Origin of the sequence: Myxococcus sp. AS-1-15 (genome assembly GCF_020037055.1) — a bacterium.
GTDB classification, from domain to species: Bacteria; Myxococcota; Myxococcia; order Myxococcales; family Myxococcaceae; genus Myxococcus; species Myxococcus fulvus.
The window spans coordinates 64,658-84,200 of the sequence record NZ_JAIQDF010000012.1; the positions used below are offsets into that span (position 1 = coordinate 64,658).

Consider the following 19,543-nt stretch of genomic DNA (forward strand, 5'->3'; position numbering starts at 1 on the left):
TGTCCCCCGGCGCGCCCGGGTGGAGTCACGGTCCGAGCGGGCCTCGGGCCCTGGGGACGTGCCCTCGCGGCGCTGCTGGGGGCCGCGAGGGTTGTCCGGATGCGTCATCGGGGCTCGTGGGCGACGTAGAGGTCGACCTGCTCCTTCACCTTGTTGGCGAAGTCGGGGTTGAGGCGCTCCAGGATGGCCCACTCCAGGTCCAGGTTGCGGCGGATGTTGGCGCGAGCGGAGCGCGTCTGGAGTTCGGGTTCGGAGGCGATGAGCTCGGCGGGGGTGGCGTTGGGTTTGTCGTCGATGGTGGCGCTCGTCGTCTGGCGCAGGCCGAAGGGCAGCGCCTGTGTCCTGGCGAAGGTGGTGGCGGCCATCTCGTAGGCGCGCACGACGAAGCGCCCGTCCGCGCGGACGCGGCCCTCGACGTAGAGGCGCGACCAGCTGGAGCCCATGTCGTAGTTGCCGCTCACCTTCCACGGCGTCTGGAGGAAGTAGGGGTCGGTGCTGGGCAGCAGCGCGTAGCCGCGCTCACCGAGCTCCGCCTCCGCGGCCTTCATCACCTGCATGGCGGGCAAGTCGTAGACGACGAGCCCGCTGGTCCGACCGAGCAGCGCCTTCTGAGGACTGCTGGCGCAGCCGGATGCGCACACGACCGCCGCCAGGCCCGCGCATACGGCGAGCCACCGTCTCGTCATCGTCATCGTCGCCTCGTTCCCGGGTGTGGCCGCGTGCGGAGGGAGACTCGCCTCACACGCGGGACGTCCTGAACAACGCGGAAGCGCGCGCGGCATATCGCGCGGCGCAGGCGGCGCGAGGTCGTCAGGCGCCAATCCTCGGATGTGCCAGGGGCTGCGCGGCGCAGGCGGCGCGAGGTTGTCAGGGGCCAATCCTCGGATGTGCCAGGCGCGGCGCAGGTGGCGCGAGGTCGTCAGGCGCCAAGCCTCGGATGTGCCAGGCGCGGCGCAGGCGGCGCGAGGTCGTCAGGCGCCAAGCCTCGGATGTGCCAGGCGCGGCGCAGGTGGCGCGAGGTCGATTCAGACGCCCTGCCTCGGATGTGTCAGGGACCGCACGGCTCGGGTGGTGCCACGATTCGAGCGTGCGCCAAGCGTCGGATGTGCCAGGGCTGCGCGGCTCGTATGGTGCCACGGTTCGAGTGTGCGCCAAGCCTCGGATGTGCCAGGGACCGCGCGGCTCGGGTGGTGCCACGGTTCGAGCGTGCGCCCTGCCTCGGGAGTGACGTCAGTGCATGCACCTGCGCCGGCATGCTCGAGGGCCCGCAAGTCTGTGCCGCGCTCATGCGCCGGACGCGCGTGCCGGCCGAGGTGGCCGACGCGCTCAGTGATGGGGCGTGCGAGGCGCGGCGGCGCGCGCGAGCCTGTCGCGCACCGCGATGCCCAGGCCGCTGGCCGAGGGCAGACAGGCCACGAGCACGTCGTGTCCCTTCTCGTCCGCCTCGCGCAGCCTCGCGTACAACACGCGCGCCGCGCCCGCCGGGTCCTCCGGCACGTCGAAGCGCGGCACATCCCCTGGCAGCTCCAGCCCTCGCGGCCCGAGCACGCCGACGCTCAACCCCTGCTCCCTCAATGCACGCACGCGGGCCGCGGCCTCTGTGGGCTCCGCGAGCACCACGCCCGCGCGGGGCGCGTAGTGCGACTCCAGCGAGCCCGACACGCGGACCTTCGAGGCCACGCGCACCGGCACCGGATGCCCCAGCACCCGCTCGATGGCCTCGGCCGACAGTCCGCCCGGCCGGAGGATGGCGGGCGAGCCGGAGCTCAGATCGACGATGGTGGACTCGACGCCCACGTCGCACGGTCCGCCATCCAACACGAGGTCCACGTCGCTCCCCAGGTCCACGCGCACGTGCTCCGCGGTGGTGGGGCTCACCCGTCCGAAGCGGTTCGCGCTCGGCGCCGCCACGCCGCCGCCCAGGGCCTTGAGCACCGCGAGCGCCACGGGGTGTCCGGGCACGCGCAGGGCCACCGTGTCCTGGCCTCCGGTGATGGCGTCCGTGGCGCGCGGCGTGCGCGGGAGCACCAGCGTGAGGGGCCCCGGCCAGAAGGCGTCCGCGAGGCGACGCGCGGCCTCGGGGACCTCCCGGGCCCACGAGGTCAGGTGCTCGACACCCGCCAGGTGGACGATGAGCGGATGGGTGGCGGGACGACCCTTGATGGCGAAGACACGGCGCACGGCCAGCTCGTCCTCGGCGTTGGCCGCCAGGCCATACACCGTCTCCGTTGGCAGGGCGATGACACCACCACTGCGCAGCACTTCCACCGCGCGTTCGACGAGCTCCGGCTTTACCATGCGATGCCGCACTGTCGCGCCAGGAGGCGTCATGAGCAAGTCACTCGTCTTCGAGGCGCGCAGTCGGGCGCCCATCCCCGCGACGGAGCTGTTCGCCTGGCATGCCCGGGAAGGGGCGCTCGCACGGCTGACGCCCCCATGGGAGCGGATGGAGCTGCTCGAGCGCACCGGCGACGGCATCCACACCGGCGCCCGCGTCGTCATGCGGATGCGCATGGGCCCCATCCCCCGACGCTGGGTGGCCGAGCACACCGCGTACGTCGAGGGCTCCCTCTTCCAGGACACGCAGGTGTCCGGCCCCTTCTCCAAGTGGGTCCACACCCATCGCATGTGGCCCGAGCCCGCCACCCACTCCTCCATCCTCGAGGACGAAATCGAGTACGCCCTGCCCATGGGCCCGCCAGGCCGGCTCCTCGGAGGCGGCTTCGCGCGCCACACCCTGGAGCGGATGTTCGCCTATCGCCACCGGGTGACGCTCACGGACGCGCGACGCCACGCCGCGTTCGCGGACCAGGGCCCGCTGCGCGTGGCCGTCACCGGCGCGTCGGGGCTCATCGGCTCGGCGCTCCTGCCGCTGCTCACCACCGGAGGCCACCAGGTCCAGCGACTGGTGCGAGGGCGGGCGGACGCCTCGCGGCACGAGGTGGCGTGGGCGCCGGACAAGGGACAGGTGGACACCGACGCGCTGGAGGGCGTGGACGCGGTGGTGCACCTGGCGGGCGCCAATGTCGCCGGCAAGCGCTGGTCCCCCGAGTACAAGGACGCCATCCTCAAGAGCCGCTCCGAGGGCACGCTCACGCTGGCCGAGGCGCTGGCGAAGATGAAGAAGAAGCCCCGCGTGCTGGTGTGCGCGGCCGGCAGCGGCATCTACGGCGACCGGGGTGACGAGCCGCTCACCGAGGAGAGCGCGCCGGGCACGGGCTTCCTCGCGGACGTGTGCCGCGTCTGGGAGGCCGCCACCGCGCCCGCCGAGGCCGCGGGCATCCGCGTGGTGCACCTGCGCATCGGCCCGGTGCTGGACGCGCGCGACGGCGCGCTGGCGAAGATGCTGCCCGCGTTCCTCGCGGGCGGCGGCGGGCCCATCGGCTCGGGGCGCCAGTGGATGGGCTGGGTGTCGATGGAGGACATCCTGGGACTCATCCACTTCAGCCTCTTCACCCCGGCGGCCCGGGGGCCCATCAACGCCGTGGCGCCGGGCGCGGTGCGGCAGGCGGACTTCGCCCGGACGCTCGGCCGGGTGCTGCGGCGGCCCGCCTTCCTGCCCATGCCCGCGGCCGTCATCAGGACGCTCTTCGGACAGATGGGGCAGGAGGCCCTGCTGTCGGGTGCCCGGGTGCTCCCCAACGCCGCCGAGCGGCTCGGCTACGCGTTCCTCTTCCCGGAGCTGGAGGGGGCGCTGCGCTTCACGCTCGGCCGCACCACGGCGGGCCCGGAGTTCCGCCATGGCTGAGCGGTTCGAGGCTTGACAATCCCCCCTGGGGGGACTGATGGAATGGCCCCCTATGATTCAGGTCGAAGGGCTGACCAAGTACTACGGTGAGCACGCGGCCATCCGGGACCTGGCCTTCACCATCGGCCAGGGAGAGGTCATCGGCTTCCTCGGCCTCAATGGCGCGGGCAAGTCGACGACGCTGAAGGTCCTGGGGTGCGTGCTGTTGCCAACCGCCGGCCGCGTCGTCATCGACGGCCATGACGTGGTGAGCAACGCCCACGAGGTGCGCCAGCGCATCGGCTACCTCCCGGACGTGCCGCCGCTCTACGAGGAGATGACGGTGGGCGAGTACCTGGCCTACGTCGCGCAGCTGCGCGGCGTGACGGCCAGGGACACCCCCGCGCGCGTGGGCGAGGCCGAGGAGAAGACGGGGCTTCGCGAGGTGGACGGCGAGCTCATCTCCACGCTCAGCCACGGCTACCGTCAGCGCGTGGGCGTGGCGCAGGCGCTGGTGCACAAGCCCGCGCTGCTCATCCTCGACGAGCCGACGAGCGGCCTGGACCCGCGGCAGATCGTGGAGATGCGCGACGTCATCCGCGGCCTCAAGGGCACGCACACGGTGCTGGTCTCCAGCCACATCCTCCCGGAGATCTCCCAGACGTGTGACCGGCTGCTCATCATCCACAAGGGCACGCTGGTGGCGCAGGGGACGGAGGAGGAGCTGGGCCGGAAGATGGGCGGCGGGGGCTCCGTCGAGGTGGAGGTGCGGGGCGACTCCGCGCGCGCCGTCGAGGTGCTGCGGCCCTTCGGCGAGGTGGAGGTGGGCAGCGCCCGCGACGGGCTGGTGGCCCTGACGCTGCGCGCGTCGCCGGACGTGCGGCCGCGCGTGGCGCAGGCGGTGGTAGGCGCGGGGCTGGAGCTGCTGCGACTGGACGTGGGCGCGGGACACCTGGAGTCCATCTTCCTCAAGCTGACGCATGGTCAGGAGGTGCGCGCGTGAAGGCGCTGCTCATCGCCCGCCGCGAGCTGTCCGGCTACCTGCGCACGCTCAGCGGCTACGTCGTCATCGCGGTCATCCTCGCGTTGAACGGCCTGTTCTTCAACGCGTACGCCCTGGGCGGCGCGAGCAAGCGCTCCGCCGAGGTGCTCTCGCAGTTCTTCTATTACTCGAGCGGCTTCACCATCGTCGCCTCGGTGTTCATCTCCATGCGCCTGCTCGCCGAGGAGCGACAGACGGGCACGCTGCCCCTGCTGTACTCCTCGCCGCTGCGCGACCGGGACATCGTGCTGGGCAAGTTCCTGGCGGGCTTCGCGTTCCTGGCGCTGTACGTGCTGTGCACGCTGTACATGCCGGTGTTGGTGCTGGTGAACGGCAAGGTGTCCTGGGGCCACGTGGGCGCCGGCTACCTGGGGCTGTTGCTGCTGGGCAGCGCGTCCCTGGCGGTGGGCACGTTCGGCTCGGCGCTGGCGAAGAACCAGCTGCTCGCGGCGATTACGTCCGCGGTGATGCTGGTGGCGCTCATCCTCTGCTGGTTGCTCGCGCGAATCACGGAGCAGCCGCTGGCGGACGTGTTCAGCGCGATGTCGCTGTGGAACCAGCACTTCCCGCCGTTCCAATCGGGGCTCGTGCACGTGCGTGACGTCGTCTACTACCTGGTGGTCACCTACGTGGCGCTGTTCGCGGCCACGCGGGTGCTCGAGGCGCGGAGGTGGCGATGAGCGCGCGCACTTCGGGGAGCGGGCTCATGGCGACGCTGGCCTTCGTGGCGGGCCTGCTGGCCGTCTTCATCGGCGAGCGCATCCTGGGCGTGGGGACGGGCCGCGGGCTCTTCTCCGGGCTCGGCGTGGCGCTGGCGGTGGGCGCGACGGCGTGGCGGTTCGTGGGCTCGCGCGGCGCGAGCCTCGACCGTCGCCGCGTGGATGGCTGGGTGCTGGGCCTGTACGGGCTGGGGCTTCTGGCGCTGGGGCTCTACTTCCTCCAGTCCGACCTGGGCCTGTCCCTGTTCGACGCCCCCCTGTCGCAGAAGGCGCCGAAGCTGGCGGTGATGCTGGCGGCGCTGTTCCCCGCGCTGCTCGCGTGCTGCCTGGTGCCGCTGGCGCTGGTGGAGGTCGCGACGCAGGCCATGGCGCGCGCGCCGGTGATGGAGACGGGCCGGGCCCGCAGCGCGCTGTACTCGGGGCTGGGGCTGTCCTTCGTGCTCGTGTTCGCGTTCGCCACCATGTACGTCGTCACGCAGGCGAACACGACCTGGGACCTGTCGTACTTCCGCACGGCGAAGCCCGGCGACTCCACGCGCAAGGTGGTGCGCGGGCTCAACGAGCCGCTCCAGGTCATGCTCTTCTTCCCGCCCGCGAACGAGGTGGGCGAGGCGGTGGGGCAGTACTTCCGCGACCTGTCGGTGGAGAGCCCGGGGCTGCTCAGCGTGGAGCGGCTGGACCAGGCGGTGGAGCCCGCGCGCGCGAAGACGCTCGGCGTGCACAACAACGGCACCATCGTCCTGGCGCGCGGTGAGCGCAAGGAGCCCTTCACGGTGGGCCTGGAGCTGGACCGCGCGCGGGGACAGTTGCAGCGGCTGGACCAGGAGGTGCAGCGGCGCTTGCTGACGGTGGCCAGGCCCCGCCGCGTCGTCTACTTCACCGCGGGCCATGGCGAGCGCGCGGAGACGCGGCCGGTGCCCGGGGAGATGCCGAAGCCGTCCGTGGCGCAGCTCAAGGAGTTGCTGCGCGCGCAGAACGTGGACGTGCGTCCGCTGGGCGTCGCGGAGGGCCTGGGCCGCGAGGTTCCGGGGGACGCGGCGGCGCTGGTGGTGATGGGCGCCACGCGCGACTTCCTCCCCGAGGAGCTCACCGCGGTGCGCGAGTACCTGTCTCGCGGCGGGCGGCTGTGGATGGCGCTGGAGCCGGAGGGCCCCAGCTTCGAGGCGCTGCTCGCGCCCATGGGGCTGAAGTACCTCGGCACGCCGCTGGCGAACGACCAGGTGTACTTCCGCACCGCCCGTCAGCAGAGCGACCGCGGCAACCTGGGCACGGCGAGCTTCAGCTCGCACCCGTCCGTCACGTCGCTGTCCGCGATGGCGGGTCAGTCCCCCGTGGCCTTCCTGGGCGCGGGCGCGCTGGACCAGCTCCAGCCGCTGCCCAACGGCGTCATGCACGACATCTCCGTGCGCGCGCATGGGGCCACCTTCTCGGACGCCAACGGCAACTTCAGCCCGGACCCGGGCGAGATGCGCCGCACCTGGCCGCTGGTGGTGGCGGTGGAGGAGCCCGCCGCCAAGGGCAAGGAGCCGATGCGCGCGGTGGTGATGGCGGACGCGGACGTGGTGAGCGATGTGGTGCTGCCCAACATGGGCAACGCGTACCTCGCGGTGGACACCCTGCGGTGGCTGACGGGCGAAGAGGCCGTCTCCGGCGCGGTGTCGTCGGAGGAGGACGTGCCCATCCAGCACACCCGCGAGCAGGACGTGGCGTGGTTCTACGCCACCGTGTTCCTGGCGCCGGCGCTGGTGCTGGCCGTGGGCTTCGTGACGACGCGGCGGCGGGGCCGCCGTGCTCCGCGCGCCAGCGTGGCGGCGGGAGGTGAGCAATGAAGGCCCGGGACCTGGCCCTGCAGGGCGCCCTCGCGGTGGTGGCGCTGGTGGCCGCCTACCTGGTGTGGCAGCGCGCTCCGGCGGGCGCCCCTGGTGACGTGACGGTCGTGGAGCTGCCGGCGCGCGCGCTGGACAAGGTGCGCTACGAGGATGAGGCGCGCTACGTGGAGCTGTACCGCGACTCGCAGGACCGGGACGCGCTCTGGGTCCGCCTGGGCTTCAAGCCCGCGAAGCCGCTGCCCCCGGTGGAGGGTGTTGCCGACGCGTCCGCCGACGGTGGCACGTCCGTGGATGGCGGCGCCGGCGCGGCGCTGGCACAGGGTGCGGCCGACGCGGGGACGCAGCCCTCGGCGCAGCCGCCTCCGCCTCCTCGCGACATGCGGGCCAACGAGGTCGCCCAGAAGCTCTATCCGCGCTTCGCTCCGCTGCGTGCCACGCGCTCGTTGGGCGTGCTCGATGAGAAGAAGCTGGCGGAGGTGGGGCTGACGGGCTCGCAGCGCAAGCTGACGCTGACGTTGGGTGGCAGGACGGAGTCGTTCACGCTCGCGTCGATGACGGGCGGGTGGGGGACGCCGTACCTGCGCCGTGACTCGGACGGACAGGTGTTCCTGCTCGGCCCCGCGTTGCTGCCGGACCTGGAGAACGCGACGACGCGCCTGGTCGACCGGCGGCTGCATGTCTTCGATTTGGGCGAGTTCGACTCGGTGGTCATCTCGTCGGGCGGCTCGTCGCGCGCGTTCGTGGCGAGCGGCAAGGCGCCCAACCCGGTGACGCTTTCGCCGGAGGAGTCGCCGGACAAGCCGGACGAGTTCACCCGCAACTGGCATGACCGCGTTTGGCGGCTGGTTCCGTTGGACCTGCTGGGCCGCGACGAGCAGCCTCCGGGGGGCGAGCCGAAGGAGTCCTTCCGCGTGGAGTACCGGCGCGGTGGCAAGCCGGTGGGCGAGCTGACGGTGGCGCGCGCGACGGATGGCTTCTACGCGCGCACCGAGCACACGCCAGGGTGGGTCCGGCTGCACGCGGGCGTGGACCCGCTGGCCGCCGAGGCCGCGCGGGTGACGACGCCGGTGTCCTCAGCCGGCGGTCCGTGACACCCGGGGCTCCGGGGCGTCGGCGCGGCCCAGTCGCACGTCGACGAAGCTGTACGGCGCCCAGGGGCCGGTGAAGCGGAAGGTGTAGAGGTCCGAGCGCGCCGCGAGCATCCGGACCTTCGCCTCGAAGGCGGGGCCGTCGCGCCGGGCGACGAGGAAGGCCGCGTTGAGCAGCATGCGCTCGCCCACGGGCGCGTCGGTGCGAGACGCCGCCGCCAGCGGGCGCAGGCCCTCCAGCATGGCCGCCATGTCCAGCGCGGCGCGCAGCTCCACCGCGCGCCCCAGTCGCTGCTCGTGCTCGACCTCCGACTCGTCCCCGCGCCGACGCAGCGCCTCGTCCTCCAGCTCCATGCGTCGGTTCAGGTGCTCGCGGTGGTAGAGCACCTTGAGCCCCAGCTCCACCTTGCCCTCCAGCGCGGTGAGCACGGAGGTGAGCGCCTCCTGCGTGGAGCGCAGCATGGCGCGCACGTCGGCCTCCGAGCCCAGCACGGTGCCGAAGGCCACGGGCAGCAGCGTGTGCTCGCGCAGCACCACCTCGGCGGCGCGCTGGTGCGCCAGCAGATGGGCCCGCGTCGGGTCCACCCTGCGCGAAGGCGTGGAGGACACCAGCGCGGCCAGCCCCCCCTCGCGCACGGCGCGCACGTGGCAGGGCGGCATGCCCAGGCCGATGGGACCGAAGTCCAGCGGGCCGTCGGCGCGCACCACGCCGTAGAGATACTGGGGCCCCGCGAGCTCCTCGGCCGTGGGGGCGTCCGGCTGGGGGCGAGCGCTCTTGCCCTGAGGGTCGGCCCGCACCTCCCGAGTGCTTGGGGCTGCGGACCGCATGGGGCGAGGGCTGTCGCCGCCTCGCGCGGGAGCGGCCTCACTCAGGATGACGGCCCCCCCGGTGCTCTCGAGCAGCGCTACGTCCCGCGAACCGTCGGGTGTCACACCGACGATGTGGCTCTCGGGCATCACCTGGGGCGGGACGTCGGGCGTCAGCGTGTCCGAGCTGGTGTGGGCAGTCCTGCTCCCGCGAGCGAGCGCTGCCTCCCCCAAGGCCGTATTGTCATCCGCGCCGCGACTCGCGGGTGTCAGCCTCCGTGTGGACGCAGCCTTGCTCCCGCGTGAGGGCACCAGCTCCGGAGAGACATCGGACGTGGGCGTCACCTCTCGCGTGACAGCGGCCTTGCTCCCACGGGACAGCGTCGTCGCTCGCGGCTCGGGCCGCTCCGCCTTGCCGCCGCGCGCGGGCGTGTCGGGAGCAACGGAGGTCCGCGGAGGCGCGGCGCGGGACGCGGAGCCCCCCGGGCGCTTCGCCTCGGCGGTGGGCGCCGCGCGTCGGACGCGGGAGGGCTTGGGCGAGGCGGCGCCTCGTCGGGAAGAGGCCTTGCTGGGAGGACGGGGGGACCGGGACACGGCACGCCTCAGCGAATCGCGGCGCCTCCGCGCCGGGCGAGGATGGTCCGCACCTCCGCCACGAGCTCGTCGGGCAGGCACGGCTTGGTGACGAAGGAGTCGCACCCCGCGCCCTTCGCTTCATCGGACTGGCCCGTCATCGCATGCCCCGTGAGCGCGACCACGGGGATGGTGCGCGTGCGCGCGTCGTTCTTCAGCCGCCGCGTCGCCTCCCACCCATCGATGATGGGCAACGACAAATCCATCAGGATGATGTCCGGCGTGAGCGCGAAGGCCTGGTCCAGCGCCTCCTGCCCGTTCCTCGCCTGCGCCACGCGGAACCCGGAGAACTCCAGGTACTCCGCGTACATCTCACGCGCGTCATCGTAGTCGTCCACGACGAGCACGAGCGGCTTGAGATTCGGGGAGGGATTCGTCATGTCCGCCTCGGGCGTCGTGGGAAGTGCAGCGTGAAGGCCGACCCCTGCCCCTGGGTGCTCTGGAGGGTGACGCGCCCCCCCAGCATGTCGGCCAGACGTCTGCAGATGGACAACCCCAGGCCCGTGCCTCCATAGGCGCGGGTGGGCGAGCTGTCCACCTGTTGGAAGTCCTCGAAGATCTTCTCCTGGTCCGCCGGGGCGATGCCAATCCCCGTGTCCTCCACGCAGATGGTGAGCATGGAAGATGACGGCTGGTACTCCGCCACCACCTTCACCGTGCCCTCGTGCGTGAACTTCAGGGCATTGGACAGCAGGTTGAGCACCACCTGCTTCACCTTCTGACGGTCGCTGTGCACCGGCGGCAGCCGCGCGCCCAGGTGCGTCGTCACCGTCAGCTTGCTGCGCGCGATGATGGGGTCCATCTCCGCCATCACCTCCTGGAGCAGCTCCGGGATGACGAAGTCCGACAGGTGCAGCGGCATCCGCCCCGCCTCGATGCGGGTGATGTCCAGGATTTCGTTGATGACCTCCAGCAGGTGCCGGCCATTGGAGTCGATGCGCGTGAGGTTGCGCTTCTGCGGCGCGGTCAGCTCCCCGGACACGCCCTGCAGCAGCATGTTCGTGTAGCCGAGGATGGCGTTGAGCGGCGTCCTGAACTCGTGGGACATGTTGGCCAGGAACTGGGACTTGGCCGCGCTGGCCTGCTCCAACTGGATGGCCTGACGGCGCAGCTTCTCGTTCTGCTCCGCCAGCTCCGCGGTGGCCACCTGCACGCGCGCCTCCAGCAGCGTGGAGACCTCCTTGAGCCGCTCGAGCAGCCGCGCCTTCTCCAGCGCCTCGCCCCGGTCCTGGAAGAGCGTGACGATGCCCGTCAGCTCCCCGCCTTCGCCCAGCACCTTGCTCGCCACCGCCTCCACCGGCAGGGTGGCGCCGCTCGTCGGGTCCACCAGGCTCAGGTGCCCGCGCCAGCGGGGACTGCCGCCCGTGTCCAGCACGTTGGCGAGGAACGACACGAACGTCGCGTGGTTGGAGCGCACGCGGCGCTGCGCTGCGCGGCCTCCCTCGGGCGGCAGCGAGAAGAGCCGCTCGGCCGGCTCGTTCATCATCACCGTGACGCCGGACGGGTCCGACAGGATGATGGGGTCCGCCACGGAGTCCAGCACCCGGTCCAGCCGGTGGCGCTCGCTGCGCGCCTCGCGCTCGGTGGCGCGAAGGCGCCGGTAGCTCTCACCCAACGCCTGCGTCGCGCGGCCCAGGTCCGTCACGTTGCGCAGCACGCTGACCATGGCCTCGCGGCCGTCCGGCTCGTACACCCGCGTGCTGACCATCTCGAAGAGCAGGTCCAGCCCCTCCACGGGGTCCACCAGCGGCACCTCGCGCCAGCTCACCCCGGGCTGGCCGCCGCTGGCGCTGCTCGCCACCGCGGCGGAGAACACGCGCTGGTTGAGGTGCACGGCGCGGCGGCGGCCGTGGCTCGCGTCGGGGCCCGCCATCAGCAGCGCCTCCGCGCGCGCGTTGGCCAGGCGCGCGCGTCCCTCCAGGTCCGTCAGCAGCACCGGGTCCGTCACCGCGTCGATGATGCGGCGGAACAGCTCCGAGCCCCCCGCGGCGAGCGGACCGGACGTGGCCTGGCGCGCGAGGAAGGGCCCCGCGTGCCCGGCGACCCAGGCGACCTCGGCGGGCAGCTCGGGGGTGCTCGCCCAGACCAGCAGCAGGCCCACGGGGGATGCGCCCGCGCGTCCCAGCGGCACGGCGAACAGGCCCTGCGCGCCAGGGGAGGGCAGGGGCGCGCGCTCCTTCGGGAAGAAGCGCGGCACGGCCTGGGTGAGCACGTCCGCCAGCGGGTGCGTGGAGTCGGCGTCGGACCACGCGGCGAGCGCCGCCTGCTGGGCCTCGCAGAGCCCCTGCGCGGCCAGGCAGGTCATCCGGGCTCCGGGCTCCTCGCGGGCCACGCAGGCCGCGGCGAGCGCCTGGGCATGCGCGGGCAGCCACTCCACCACGGCCCGGGCACACCCTCTCGCGGACTCGCAGGCGAGCAGCTGCTCGGCCAGGGCGAGGCGCGCGTCGACGGAGGAGGCGGGGGCTGGGGCGAGCGGGGCGTACGAGACCAATGCGTCAGGCTCCAGGAGGAAGTCGAGGTGTGTCGTCAGCAGGAGGGGTGTCTTCGACGCGAAGCTCCAGGGAGGTCACCACGACGGGCGCGCAGGGCTCGGGGGCGTCCGGTGGGACGGTGCCGTCCCAGCGCAGGCCGCGGTCCAGGACCCGGTCCATCACATCGACGAGGCTGGTGCTCCCAGCCAATCTTTCCACCGGCATCCTTCGTGGCTCCCTGGGTACGAGGCAGGGGTCGGGGGGCCGTCCCTGCCTCTATGTATCGCGGGCCGCTCCACCACCCCAGAACCGCTTGGAATCCCGCGTGACTTGCCAACACCCGGCGGCCCGCTCTGTTTGCTCGTTCACATCCCGGGTGGCCCCGACGCCGAGCAGGCGGCCAGGCATGGGCGCCGGCCGCGTCGGGTTATCGCACCTGAGGCGCATCCCTAGTCTTGGGACATGGATGAGACGCGGACGCATCGCTCGCTCTGGACGCTGACCACGCCCACGCGAGACTTCCCCACGCTGCCCGGGGACCTGACGGTGGACGTGGCCGTCATCGGCGGGGGGATGGCGGGCCTCACCACGGCGTGGCTGCTCAAGCGCGCCGGCAAGCGGGTGGCGGTGCTGGAGATGAACCGCATCCTGTCCGGGCAGACGGGGCAGACGACGGCGCACCTCACGGAGCTGCTCGACACGCCCTACGCCACGCTGCGCCGCGACTTCGGGGAGAAGGGCGCCCGGCTGGCGGCGTCCTCCAGCCGCGCCGCGATGGAGCAGATTGCGTCGCTGGTGGAGGAGCTGCGCCTGGACTGCGATTTCCAGCGCGTGCCCATGTTCCAGTACGCGGAGACGGCGCGCGAGCTGCAATCGCTGGAGGAAGAGGTGTCCGCCGCGCGCGACGCGGGGCTGCTCGCCACGCTCACGCAGCGCGTGCCGCTGCCCTTCGCGGTGAAGGGCGCGCTGCGCGTGGAGGACCAGGCCCTGTTCCATCCGCGCAAGTACCTGCTCGGGCTGGCGGACCGCATCCCCGGCGAGGGCTGTCACCTGTTCGAGAACACGCGGGTGCTGGAGGTGCGGGACGGCAAGCCCTGCCGCGTCGTCACGGACCGGGGCGTCGTCACGGCCACCGACGTGGTGGAGGCGACCACGACGCCGCTCAACCGCGTCTTCATGCACACCAAGCTCTTCCCGTACCGCACCTACGCGGTGGCCGGTCCGCTGGACGGAGCGTTGGAGCCCGCGCAGTACTACGACTGCAAGGAGCCCTATCACTACATCCGCACGCAGCCGGTGGACGGGCGCACCTACGTCATCGTCGGCGGCGAGGACCACAAGGTGGGCGCCGAGGAGGACACGGCGCGCTGCTACGCGGCGCTGGAGGACTTCGCGCGCGAGCGCTTCCCGGTGGAGTCCATCACCCACCGCTGGTCCGGTCAGGTCATCGAGCCGGCCGACGGGCTGGCCTACATCGGCCGCGACAGCGCCCGCAAGCACGTCTACGTGGCCACCGGCTTCTCCGGCACGGGGATGACGTTCGGCACGCTGGCGGGGATGCTCCTCACCGACCTCATCCTCGGGCGGGAGAACCCCTTCGCCGCGCTGTACGACGCCACGCGCGTCAAGCCCATGGCGGGCGTGAAGGACTTCATCCAGGAGAACGCGGAGGTGGCCTTCCGCTTCGTCGCGGACCGGCTGGCCAGGCCCGACGGCAAGCACCTGTCCGAGGTGGCCCCCGGCGAGGCCAAGGTCCTGGAGGTGGACGGGCAGAAGGTGGCCGTCTACCGCGAGGAGGATGGCACTTCGCACGCCGTCTCTCCGGTGTGCACGCACCTGGGCTGCCATGTGCATTGGAACGGCGCGGAGCGCTCGTGGGACTGCCCCTGTCACGGCGCGCGCTTCAGCCCCACGGGCAAGGTGCTCAACGGACCCGCGGTGAAGGACCTGCCCTCCCGCAAGCTGCCCACCTGACGCCCGCCACCCGCGCGTCTCCCGAAGTCAGACGAGCCTTGAACCCCGCCGACATGGAGACATGACATGAACGCGATTGAGTTGCTGAAGCAGCAGCATGACGAGGTGAAGAAGCTCTTTGCCCAGTACGGCAAGCTCCCGGACCACGCGGACGTGCGCAGGGGCGAGCTGTTCAAGATGATCGCCGACCGGCTCGCCGCGCACGCCACCATCGAGGAGCTGTACTTCTATCCGGCCACCAGGTCGGAGCGGACCGAGGACGAGCTGCGTGAGGCGGTGGAGGAGCACCTGTCCGCCAAGCGCATCATCGCGGACCTGCTGGAGATGTCTCCGGACGACGAGGAGTTCGACCCGAAGATGAAGGTGCTCCAGGAGCAGATCGAACACCACGTCGAGGAGGAGGAGGGCGAGCTCTTCAAGAAGGTCCGCAAGCTCTTGTCCAAGGAGCAGCTCGAGGACCTGGGCATCCTGATGGAGCAGCAGTTCGAGGAGCTGATGGAGGACGAGCCCCGCAACAACGTCCCCGCCGAGACGGACCACGCGGCGCCGCTGTAGGCCGCAAGATTCGGGTTGCGCGGAGCGGCCGGAGCGGCAGCATGGGGTTTGTCCATGCCCCGCCCCGCCTCCTCCGCTCCGCGCCTGCCCGAAGCCTTCACCCCGAGCGCCCGCCGTGCCCTCGCGCGCGCCGACCCGACGCTGGGCGCCCTGATGAAGCGCGTGGGCGCCTTCCGCATGGAGTTGAGCCCGCTGCACAGCCCGTTCGCGGCGCTGGCGCGCTCCATCGTCTTCCAACAGCTGCACGGCAAGGCCGCGGCGACCATCTTCGAGCGCGTCAGCGCTCAGGTGGGCACGGGCCGTGACTTCACTCCGGAGGCCCTGCTCGCGACGCCGGAGAAGGCGCTGCGCGAGGCGGGGCTGTCCGCCAACAAGATGGCCGCGCTCCAGGACCTGGCGCGCAAGACGCTGGATGGCACGGTGCCGCCGCTCGCGCGGGTGCGCCGGATGAGCGACGAGGCCCTCATCGAGCACTTCACCCAGGTGCGGGGCATCGGCCAGTGGACGGTGGAGATGCTGCTGATGTTCCGGCTCGGCCGCCCGGACGTGCTGCCGGTGGACGACTTCGGCGTGCGCAAGGGCTTCATGCTCGCGTACGGCCTGGAGGAGATGCCCAGGCCGAAGGCGCTCCTGGAATACGGCGAGCGCTGGCGGCCCTGGCGCTCGGTGGCGAGCTGGTACATGTGGCGCGCCACGGAGCTGAGCTGGGAGCCGTCCGAGGGCTGAGCGGCGCCCCTCGCGCTTCATGGCGAGTGAGCGAGCGGGGGGCTCGCTGATGACGCGCCTTGCCGCACGGCGCTGGCGTCCTCACCCGTAGATGAAACGGGAGAGACGCCCTCATGCGAGCATTGACCTACCAGGGACCCTTCAGGGTCCGAGTGGAGAACAAGCCGGACCCCCGGCTGGAGCACCCCCAAGACGTCATCCTGCGGGTGACCAAGAGCGCCATCTGTGGCTCGGACCTGCACCTGCTGCACGGGCTGGTCCCGGACACCCGGGTGGGCCACACCTTCGGGCACGAGTTCACCGGCGTGGTGGAGGAGACGGGCACGGAGGTCTCCCAGCTGCGCAAGGGCGACCGCGTGGTGGTGCCCTTCAACATCTCGTGCGGCGGCTGTTTCTATTGTGAGCGGGGGCTCACGGCGCTGTGTGAGAACAGCAACCCCTCCAGCGACGTGGCGTGCGGCGTGTATGGCTATTCGCACACGACGGGCGGCTACGACGGTGGCCAGGCCGAGTACGTGCGCGTGCCGTACGCGGACGTGGGGCCCCTGAAGATTCCGGACGACATGGAGGACGAGGAGGTGCTGTTCCTCGGTGACATCCTGCCGACGGGCTACATGGGCGCGGAGATGGGCGAAATCAAGGGCGGCGAGACGGTGGTCGTCTTCGGCGCGGGCCCGGTGGGGTTGTTCGCCATGCGCTCGGCGTGGCTGATGGGCGCGGGCCGCGTGGTGGCGGTGGACTGCGTGCAGTACCGGCTCGACTTCGCGGAGCGGTTCGCGAAGGTGGAGACGGTGAACTTCCAGGAGGTGGGGGACGTCGTCGCCTACCTCAAGGAGATGTTCGAGGGCCGGGGCCCGGACGTGTGCATCGACGCGGTGGGCATGGAGGCCGAGGGCTCCACGACGCACCGGGTGATGGGCCTGGGGATGAAGCTGGAGGCGGGTGCTCCCACGGTGCTCTCGTGGTGCATCGATGCCGTGCGCAAGGGCGGCAATGTCTCCATCGTCGGCGTGTATGGACCGCCGTGGAACGTGATGCCGATTGGCACCGCGATGAACAAGGGGCTCACGCTGCGGATGAACCAGTGCAACGTGCGCCGCTACATGCCGCACCTCCTGAAGCACATCCGGGAGGGGCGCATCGATGCGAAGGCCATCATCACCCACCGGTTCGGGTTGGAGGATGCGCCGGAGGCCTACCACCTGTTCGCCCAGAAGCGTGACGGCTGCGTCAAGTGCGTCCTCACGCCGGGCCATGCGTGACGAGAGGGAGTGAAGCCATGCCGGATAGACCTGTACCTGGCGCCGCCGCGGACCTGGATTTCTCCAGCCGCCCCGGCGTCCCGATGGAGACACTGCCGCATCCCTTGCCGGGGGCTCGGATGCCCATCCGGTTCCAGCACTCGCCGGTGCGTGTGTTCAAGCATCCGGGCCGCGCGCAGCTGCCGCCGGTGTATGGAACGGCGCAGCCGCCGAAGGGGCTGAGCGGCCTGTTGCGCCGCGTGGCCTATGGGGTCCCGGACCACAAGGCCCGCCACTGGATGGTGTTGTTGCTGGCGGACCGGGTGGATGTCTGGGAGCACCGTCTGGCGCGGGTGCTGCCGTGGGCGCTGCCCACCGCGGGGGTGCTGGCGCTCACCCACACCGTGTGGCGCAAGTGGGCGCGCGCGTGAGGTGAGGTGGGGCCCGGTGTGGCGCCGGGGTGGGGGAGACCCGGCGCCATGGGGAGGCGACATCCAGGCCTGTTCTCTGTGAGGATTCCCGGGAATGCCTCCCTCGAAGCCGCCCCCTCGACGTCCCGCCGCGAAACCCTCGGGGGCGAAGCCCCCTGCGGAGGCCGCGAAGAAGACCGCGCGGAAGCCCGAGGCGGGTGGGGCCGCGACGCCGGGCGTGGCGACCCAGCGAGGACAGGCGAAGCCCGTCGCGAAGACGGCGAAGGCCGCGAAGACGGCGCCGAATGCCTCGGGTCAGAAGACTGTCGCGAAGGCTGGTGTGTCTCCTTCCGAGGGGAAGGCGGTCGCGAAGATGGTGGGGGCGAAGGCCGCCGTGACGTCCGCGGCGCCGCCCTCGGAAGGGAGGGGCGTCAAGAAGACAGCGATTGCCGGAGCGCAGGTCGCTGAGACGCTTGCGGCGCCCGTCTTGGTCCCTTCCGACGGGAAGGCCGCCACGAAGACGGCGGAGCCCGGGGGGCTGATGTTGGAGGAGGCCGCCATGAAGGGGGCGCCGCGGCTCGTCGCGGCGCCTCCAGACGAGAACGTCGCTGAGAAGACGACGGATGCGGTGAAGGTTGTCCCGCGACTCGTCGTGGTGTCCGCGGAAGAGGGCGCCGGCGCGACGACGGATGGGGCGAAGGCGGGTGTCCCGCGGCGCGCGGCGGAGTCTTCGGAAGAGAGCGGCGACGCAGACAACGTGCTGCCTGCCTCGGGCGAGAAGACAGAGGCCGCGCATGACGTGCGTGAGCTGGCGAGGGCCCTCGAAGTCGACGCCACCCGCGAGGAGGAGGTCCCCGCGCCTCGTGTCTCCGCGCATCCGCATGAGCGGCCCCCGCTGCCCGTCGGAGCGCTCGACGCGGACGTGCTCCCCATCGCGGCGCTCGAACCCCTCGATGGCGCGTTCACGGGCGCGCCGCTGCTCCTCCACGCGAGCCCCGAGCCGATTCGGACCTCCGGAGTCCTCGGCACGACGATGGGGCGCATCGTGCCTGGCAAGAGCGAGGGCGGCTTCACGTTCGCCGGCCAGGCCCGCCTGTTCCTTCGCGCCGTCAATCGCGTCGGCGAGACCTTCGCGCGAGCTGAACAGGGACAGGTGACGCAGACCCTGCCCCCGACGGGCACGCAGCGCTGCTCCATCGTGCTGCGAAACACCTCGGGCCGCCCCATCCACCTGCGGCTCGCGGGCGTCGTCTTCTCCAGGTACCTCACGCCCCAGTTCCCCGCGAACGCGCGCGGCGAGCCCTTCAATCCAGATGAGCAGGACGCGCTCGCCGAGGACCTCACCGGACTCGTCGACTCGGCGTCAGGAAAGGTCCCCGACCCGGAGGGGCTCTTCTTCCGTGGTCCTCACGCCGTGCTCGCCTCGGGCTTCCTCGATGCGCGCGTCGACCCGCGCCCCCAGGACGAGCGCGAAGCCGAGCCGCTGCTCCGCGAGGACCTCGACCTGGCTCACCTCGACGACGTGCGTCTGGGCACACGCGGACGCATCGAGGCCGCCCTCACCGTGCAGCCCGGTGACGCCGTGCTCGTCCTCGCCGCGCGCCATGAAAAGGGCGGCACGCTCCAGGCGCTCCTGGACTTCACGGCCGTGGATGCGAAGGGGCAGCTCGACGTGGGCGCGAGGTTCCGGCTGGCCACCGTGTCCAGCCCGCTGCCCCTCACTGCGGACGAGCTCACCGCCATCTCCCGCGGAGAGCACCCCATGGCCAGCGCGGGAACGGACGCACCCGAGACGAGCGCCCCAGCGTTTCCTCCCCATCAAGGTGTGCTCGAGGCCGGCAGTGTCTTCGTCGGCGGCCGCACGGTGCGCCTGTCCGCGGGCCAGCGCGCCGGAGACCTCGTCATGTCCATGCCCGGCAGACACGGTGGCGTCTGGCCCGATGCCGCGCCCCTGACGCCGACCGCGCGCGAGCCCGAGCCGAGAACGCCCCGGACCCACGAGGGAGCCCGAGGCATCTCGTACGCGCTGACGTACACCCTGGAGAACGCCGACGCCGAGCCGCGCGAGGTGGAGCTGCTGCTCACCTCCCCGCGCCGTCATCCCTCGGAACAGTTCTTCCCGCAGGCCGGCGTGCTCACCCTCGCCATGAACGTCGACGGTGAGCGCCTGGACGCTCGCGTCAACCAGCGGGGCGAGGGGCGGGTGCTCGCGTGCTTCGAGCTGCCGCCCGAGGGCCGGCGTGAAGTCCGACTCGAGTGGACCCACGCGGGAGGCACCTTTCCTCCCGCGGGCCTCGAGTGGCGCATGCGCGCCGGCTGAG

Annotated in this window: 16 protein-coding genes; 11 read left to right on the top strand and 5 right to left on the bottom strand. The window is 71.8% G+C overall.

Annotation, left to right across the window (positions count from 1 at the left end; translation table 11 throughout):
* Nucleotides 1-104: 104 nt before the first annotated feature.
* On the bottom strand, nt 105-692 hold the full coding sequence (locus K8625_RS28730) for a hypothetical protein (RefSeq protein ID WP_223784488.1): 588 nt from the start codon (nt 690-692) through the stop codon (nt 105-107).
* Between the two features lie 634 nt (nt 693-1,326).
* Entirely contained in the window at nt 1,327-2,298 is a 972-nt protein-coding gene (locus K8625_RS28735) for an L-threonylcarbamoyladenylate synthase (RefSeq protein ID WP_223747823.1), read from the bottom strand.
* 31 nt (nt 2,299-2,329) lie between these two features.
* Here K8625_RS28735 and K8625_RS28740 point away from each other — a divergent pair, with 31 nt between their 5' ends.
* From K8625_RS28740 to K8625_RS28760, 5 genes are read left to right on the top strand one after another with little or no spacing between them, the layout of a single operon-like run.
* Nucleotides 2,330-3,748: a TIGR01777 family oxidoreductase gene (locus K8625_RS28740; RefSeq protein WP_223747824.1), complete on the top strand. Its 1,419-nt coding sequence runs from the start codon at nt 2,330-2,332 to the stop codon at nt 3,746-3,748.
* Between the two features lie 52 nt (nt 3,749-3,800).
* A complete protein-coding gene (locus tag K8625_RS28745; protein WP_141329344.1) occupies nt 3,801-4,730 on the top strand; it encodes an ABC transporter ATP-binding protein in 930 nt (309 codons plus the stop codon).
* The gene (locus K8625_RS28750) at nt 4,727-5,449 is read left to right on the top strand and encodes an ABC transporter permease (RefSeq protein ID WP_141329342.1); all 723 of its coding nucleotides are present in this window, start codon (nt 4,727-4,729) and stop codon (nt 5,447-5,449) included. Before K8625_RS28745 ends, K8625_RS28750 begins: the two co-directional genes overlap by 4 nt.
* Nucleotides 5,446-7,317, top strand: a complete 1,872-nt coding sequence (locus K8625_RS28755; protein ID WP_223784489.1) for a Gldg family protein — start codon at nt 5,446-5,448, stop codon at nt 7,315-7,317. Before K8625_RS28750 ends, K8625_RS28755 begins: the two co-directional genes overlap by 4 nt.
* Nucleotides 7,314-8,408: a hypothetical protein gene (locus tag K8625_RS28760; RefSeq protein WP_223784490.1), complete on the top strand. Its 1,095-nt coding sequence runs from the start codon at nt 7,314-7,316 to the stop codon at nt 8,406-8,408. Before K8625_RS28755 ends, K8625_RS28760 begins: the two co-directional genes overlap by 4 nt.
* Here K8625_RS28760 and K8625_RS28765 read toward each other — a convergent pair.
* The 3 genes from K8625_RS28765 to K8625_RS28775 all read right to left on the bottom strand — a co-directional run bounded on the left by K8625_RS28765 (nt 8,391) and on the right by K8625_RS28775 (nt 12,336).
* A complete protein-coding gene (locus K8625_RS28765) occupies nt 8,391-9,203 on the bottom strand; it encodes a GvpL/GvpF family gas vesicle protein (RefSeq protein ID WP_223784491.1) in 813 nt (270 codons plus the stop codon). The two genes, K8625_RS28760 and K8625_RS28765, sit on opposite strands and share 18 nt — an antisense overlap.
* 611 nt (nt 9,204-9,814) lie before the next feature.
* Complete coding sequence (locus K8625_RS28770; RefSeq protein WP_046711692.1) at nt 9,815-10,225, bottom strand: response regulator; 411 nt, start codon at nt 10,223-10,225, stop codon at nt 9,815-9,817.
* On the bottom strand, nt 10,222-12,336 hold the full coding sequence (locus K8625_RS28775; protein ID WP_370640353.1) for an ATP-binding protein: 2,115 nt from the start codon (nt 12,334-12,336) through the stop codon (nt 10,222-10,224). The genes K8625_RS28770 and K8625_RS28775 overlap by 4 nt, the downstream gene beginning before the upstream one ends.
* Nucleotides 12,337-12,778: 442 nt before the next feature.
* On the opposite strand from K8625_RS28775, the gene K8625_RS28780 reads away from it, so the two are divergent.
* The 6 genes from K8625_RS28780 (at nt 12,779) to K8625_RS28805 (ending at nt 19,542) form a co-directional block, all read left to right on the top strand.
* Complete coding sequence (locus tag K8625_RS28780) at nt 12,779-14,290, top strand: FAD-dependent oxidoreductase (RefSeq protein ID WP_223784492.1); 1,512 nt, start codon at nt 12,779-12,781, stop codon at nt 14,288-14,290.
* 66 nt (nt 14,291-14,356) lie between these two features.
* Complete coding sequence (locus K8625_RS28785; protein WP_223747829.1) at nt 14,357-14,845, top strand: hemerythrin domain-containing protein; 489 nt, start codon at nt 14,357-14,359, stop codon at nt 14,843-14,845.
* A 54-nt stretch (nt 14,846-14,899) separates the two neighbouring features.
* Complete coding sequence (locus K8625_RS28790; protein ID WP_223747830.1) at nt 14,900-15,571, top strand: DNA-3-methyladenine glycosylase; 672 nt, start codon at nt 14,900-14,902, stop codon at nt 15,569-15,571.
* Between the two features lie 113 nt (nt 15,572-15,684).
* A complete protein-coding gene (locus K8625_RS28795) occupies nt 15,685-16,833 on the top strand; it encodes a zinc-dependent alcohol dehydrogenase (RefSeq protein ID WP_046711697.1) in 1,149 nt (382 codons plus the stop codon).
* A gap of 17 nt (nt 16,834-16,850) precedes the next feature.
* Entirely contained in the window at nt 16,851-17,243 is a 393-nt protein-coding gene (locus tag K8625_RS28800; protein WP_223747832.1) for a hypothetical protein, read from the top strand.
* Between the two features lie 94 nt (nt 17,244-17,337).
* Complete coding sequence (locus K8625_RS28805; protein WP_223747833.1) at nt 17,338-19,542, top strand: hypothetical protein; 2,205 nt, start codon at nt 17,338-17,340, stop codon at nt 19,540-19,542.
* Nucleotide 19,543 lies beyond the last annotated feature (1 nt).

Excerpts from the sequence above, each read along its gene's own strand:
- K8625_RS28745 (WP_141329344.1), top strand. The coding sequence starts at position 3,801 with ATGATTCAGGTCGAAGGGCTGACCAAGTACTACGGTGAGCACGCGGCC.
- K8625_RS28785 (WP_223747829.1), top strand. The coding sequence starts at position 14,357 with ATGAACGCGATTGAGTTGCTGAAGCAGCAGCATGACGAGGTGAAGAAG.
- K8625_RS28800 (WP_223747832.1), top strand. The coding sequence starts at position 16,851 with ATGCCGGATAGACCTGTACCTGGCGCCGCCGCGGACCTGGATTTCTCC.
- K8625_RS28795 (WP_046711697.1), top strand. The coding sequence starts at position 15,685 with ATGCGAGCATTGACCTACCAGGGACCCTTCAGGGTCCGAGTGGAGAAC.
- K8625_RS28735 (WP_223747823.1), bottom strand. The coding sequence starts at position 2,298 with ATGGTAAAGCCGGAGCTCGTCGAACGCGCGGTGGAAGTGCTGCGCAGT.
- K8625_RS28755 (WP_223784489.1), top strand. The coding sequence starts at position 5,446 with ATGAGCGCGCGCACTTCGGGGAGCGGGCTCATGGCGACGCTGGCCTTC.
- K8625_RS28780 (WP_223784492.1), top strand. The coding sequence starts at position 12,779 with ATGGATGAGACGCGGACGCATCGCTCGCTCTGGACGCTGACCACGCCC.
- K8625_RS28730 (WP_223784488.1), bottom strand. The coding sequence starts at position 692 with ATGACGATGACGAGACGGTGGCTCGCCGTATGCGCGGGCCTGGCGGCG.
- K8625_RS28760 (WP_223784490.1), top strand. The coding sequence starts at position 7,314 with ATGAAGGCCCGGGACCTGGCCCTGCAGGGCGCCCTCGCGGTGGTGGCG.
- K8625_RS28740 (WP_223747824.1), top strand. The coding sequence starts at position 2,330 with ATGAGCAAGTCACTCGTCTTCGAGGCGCGCAGTCGGGCGCCCATCCCC.
- K8625_RS28790 (WP_223747830.1), top strand. The coding sequence starts at position 14,900 with ATGCCCCGCCCCGCCTCCTCCGCTCCGCGCCTGCCCGAAGCCTTCACC.
- K8625_RS28770 (WP_046711692.1), bottom strand. The coding sequence starts at position 10,225 with ATGACGAATCCCTCCCCGAATCTCAAGCCGCTCGTGCTCGTCGTGGAC.
- K8625_RS28805 (WP_223747833.1), top strand. The coding sequence starts at position 17,338 with ATGCCTCCCTCGAAGCCGCCCCCTCGACGTCCCGCCGCGAAACCCTCG.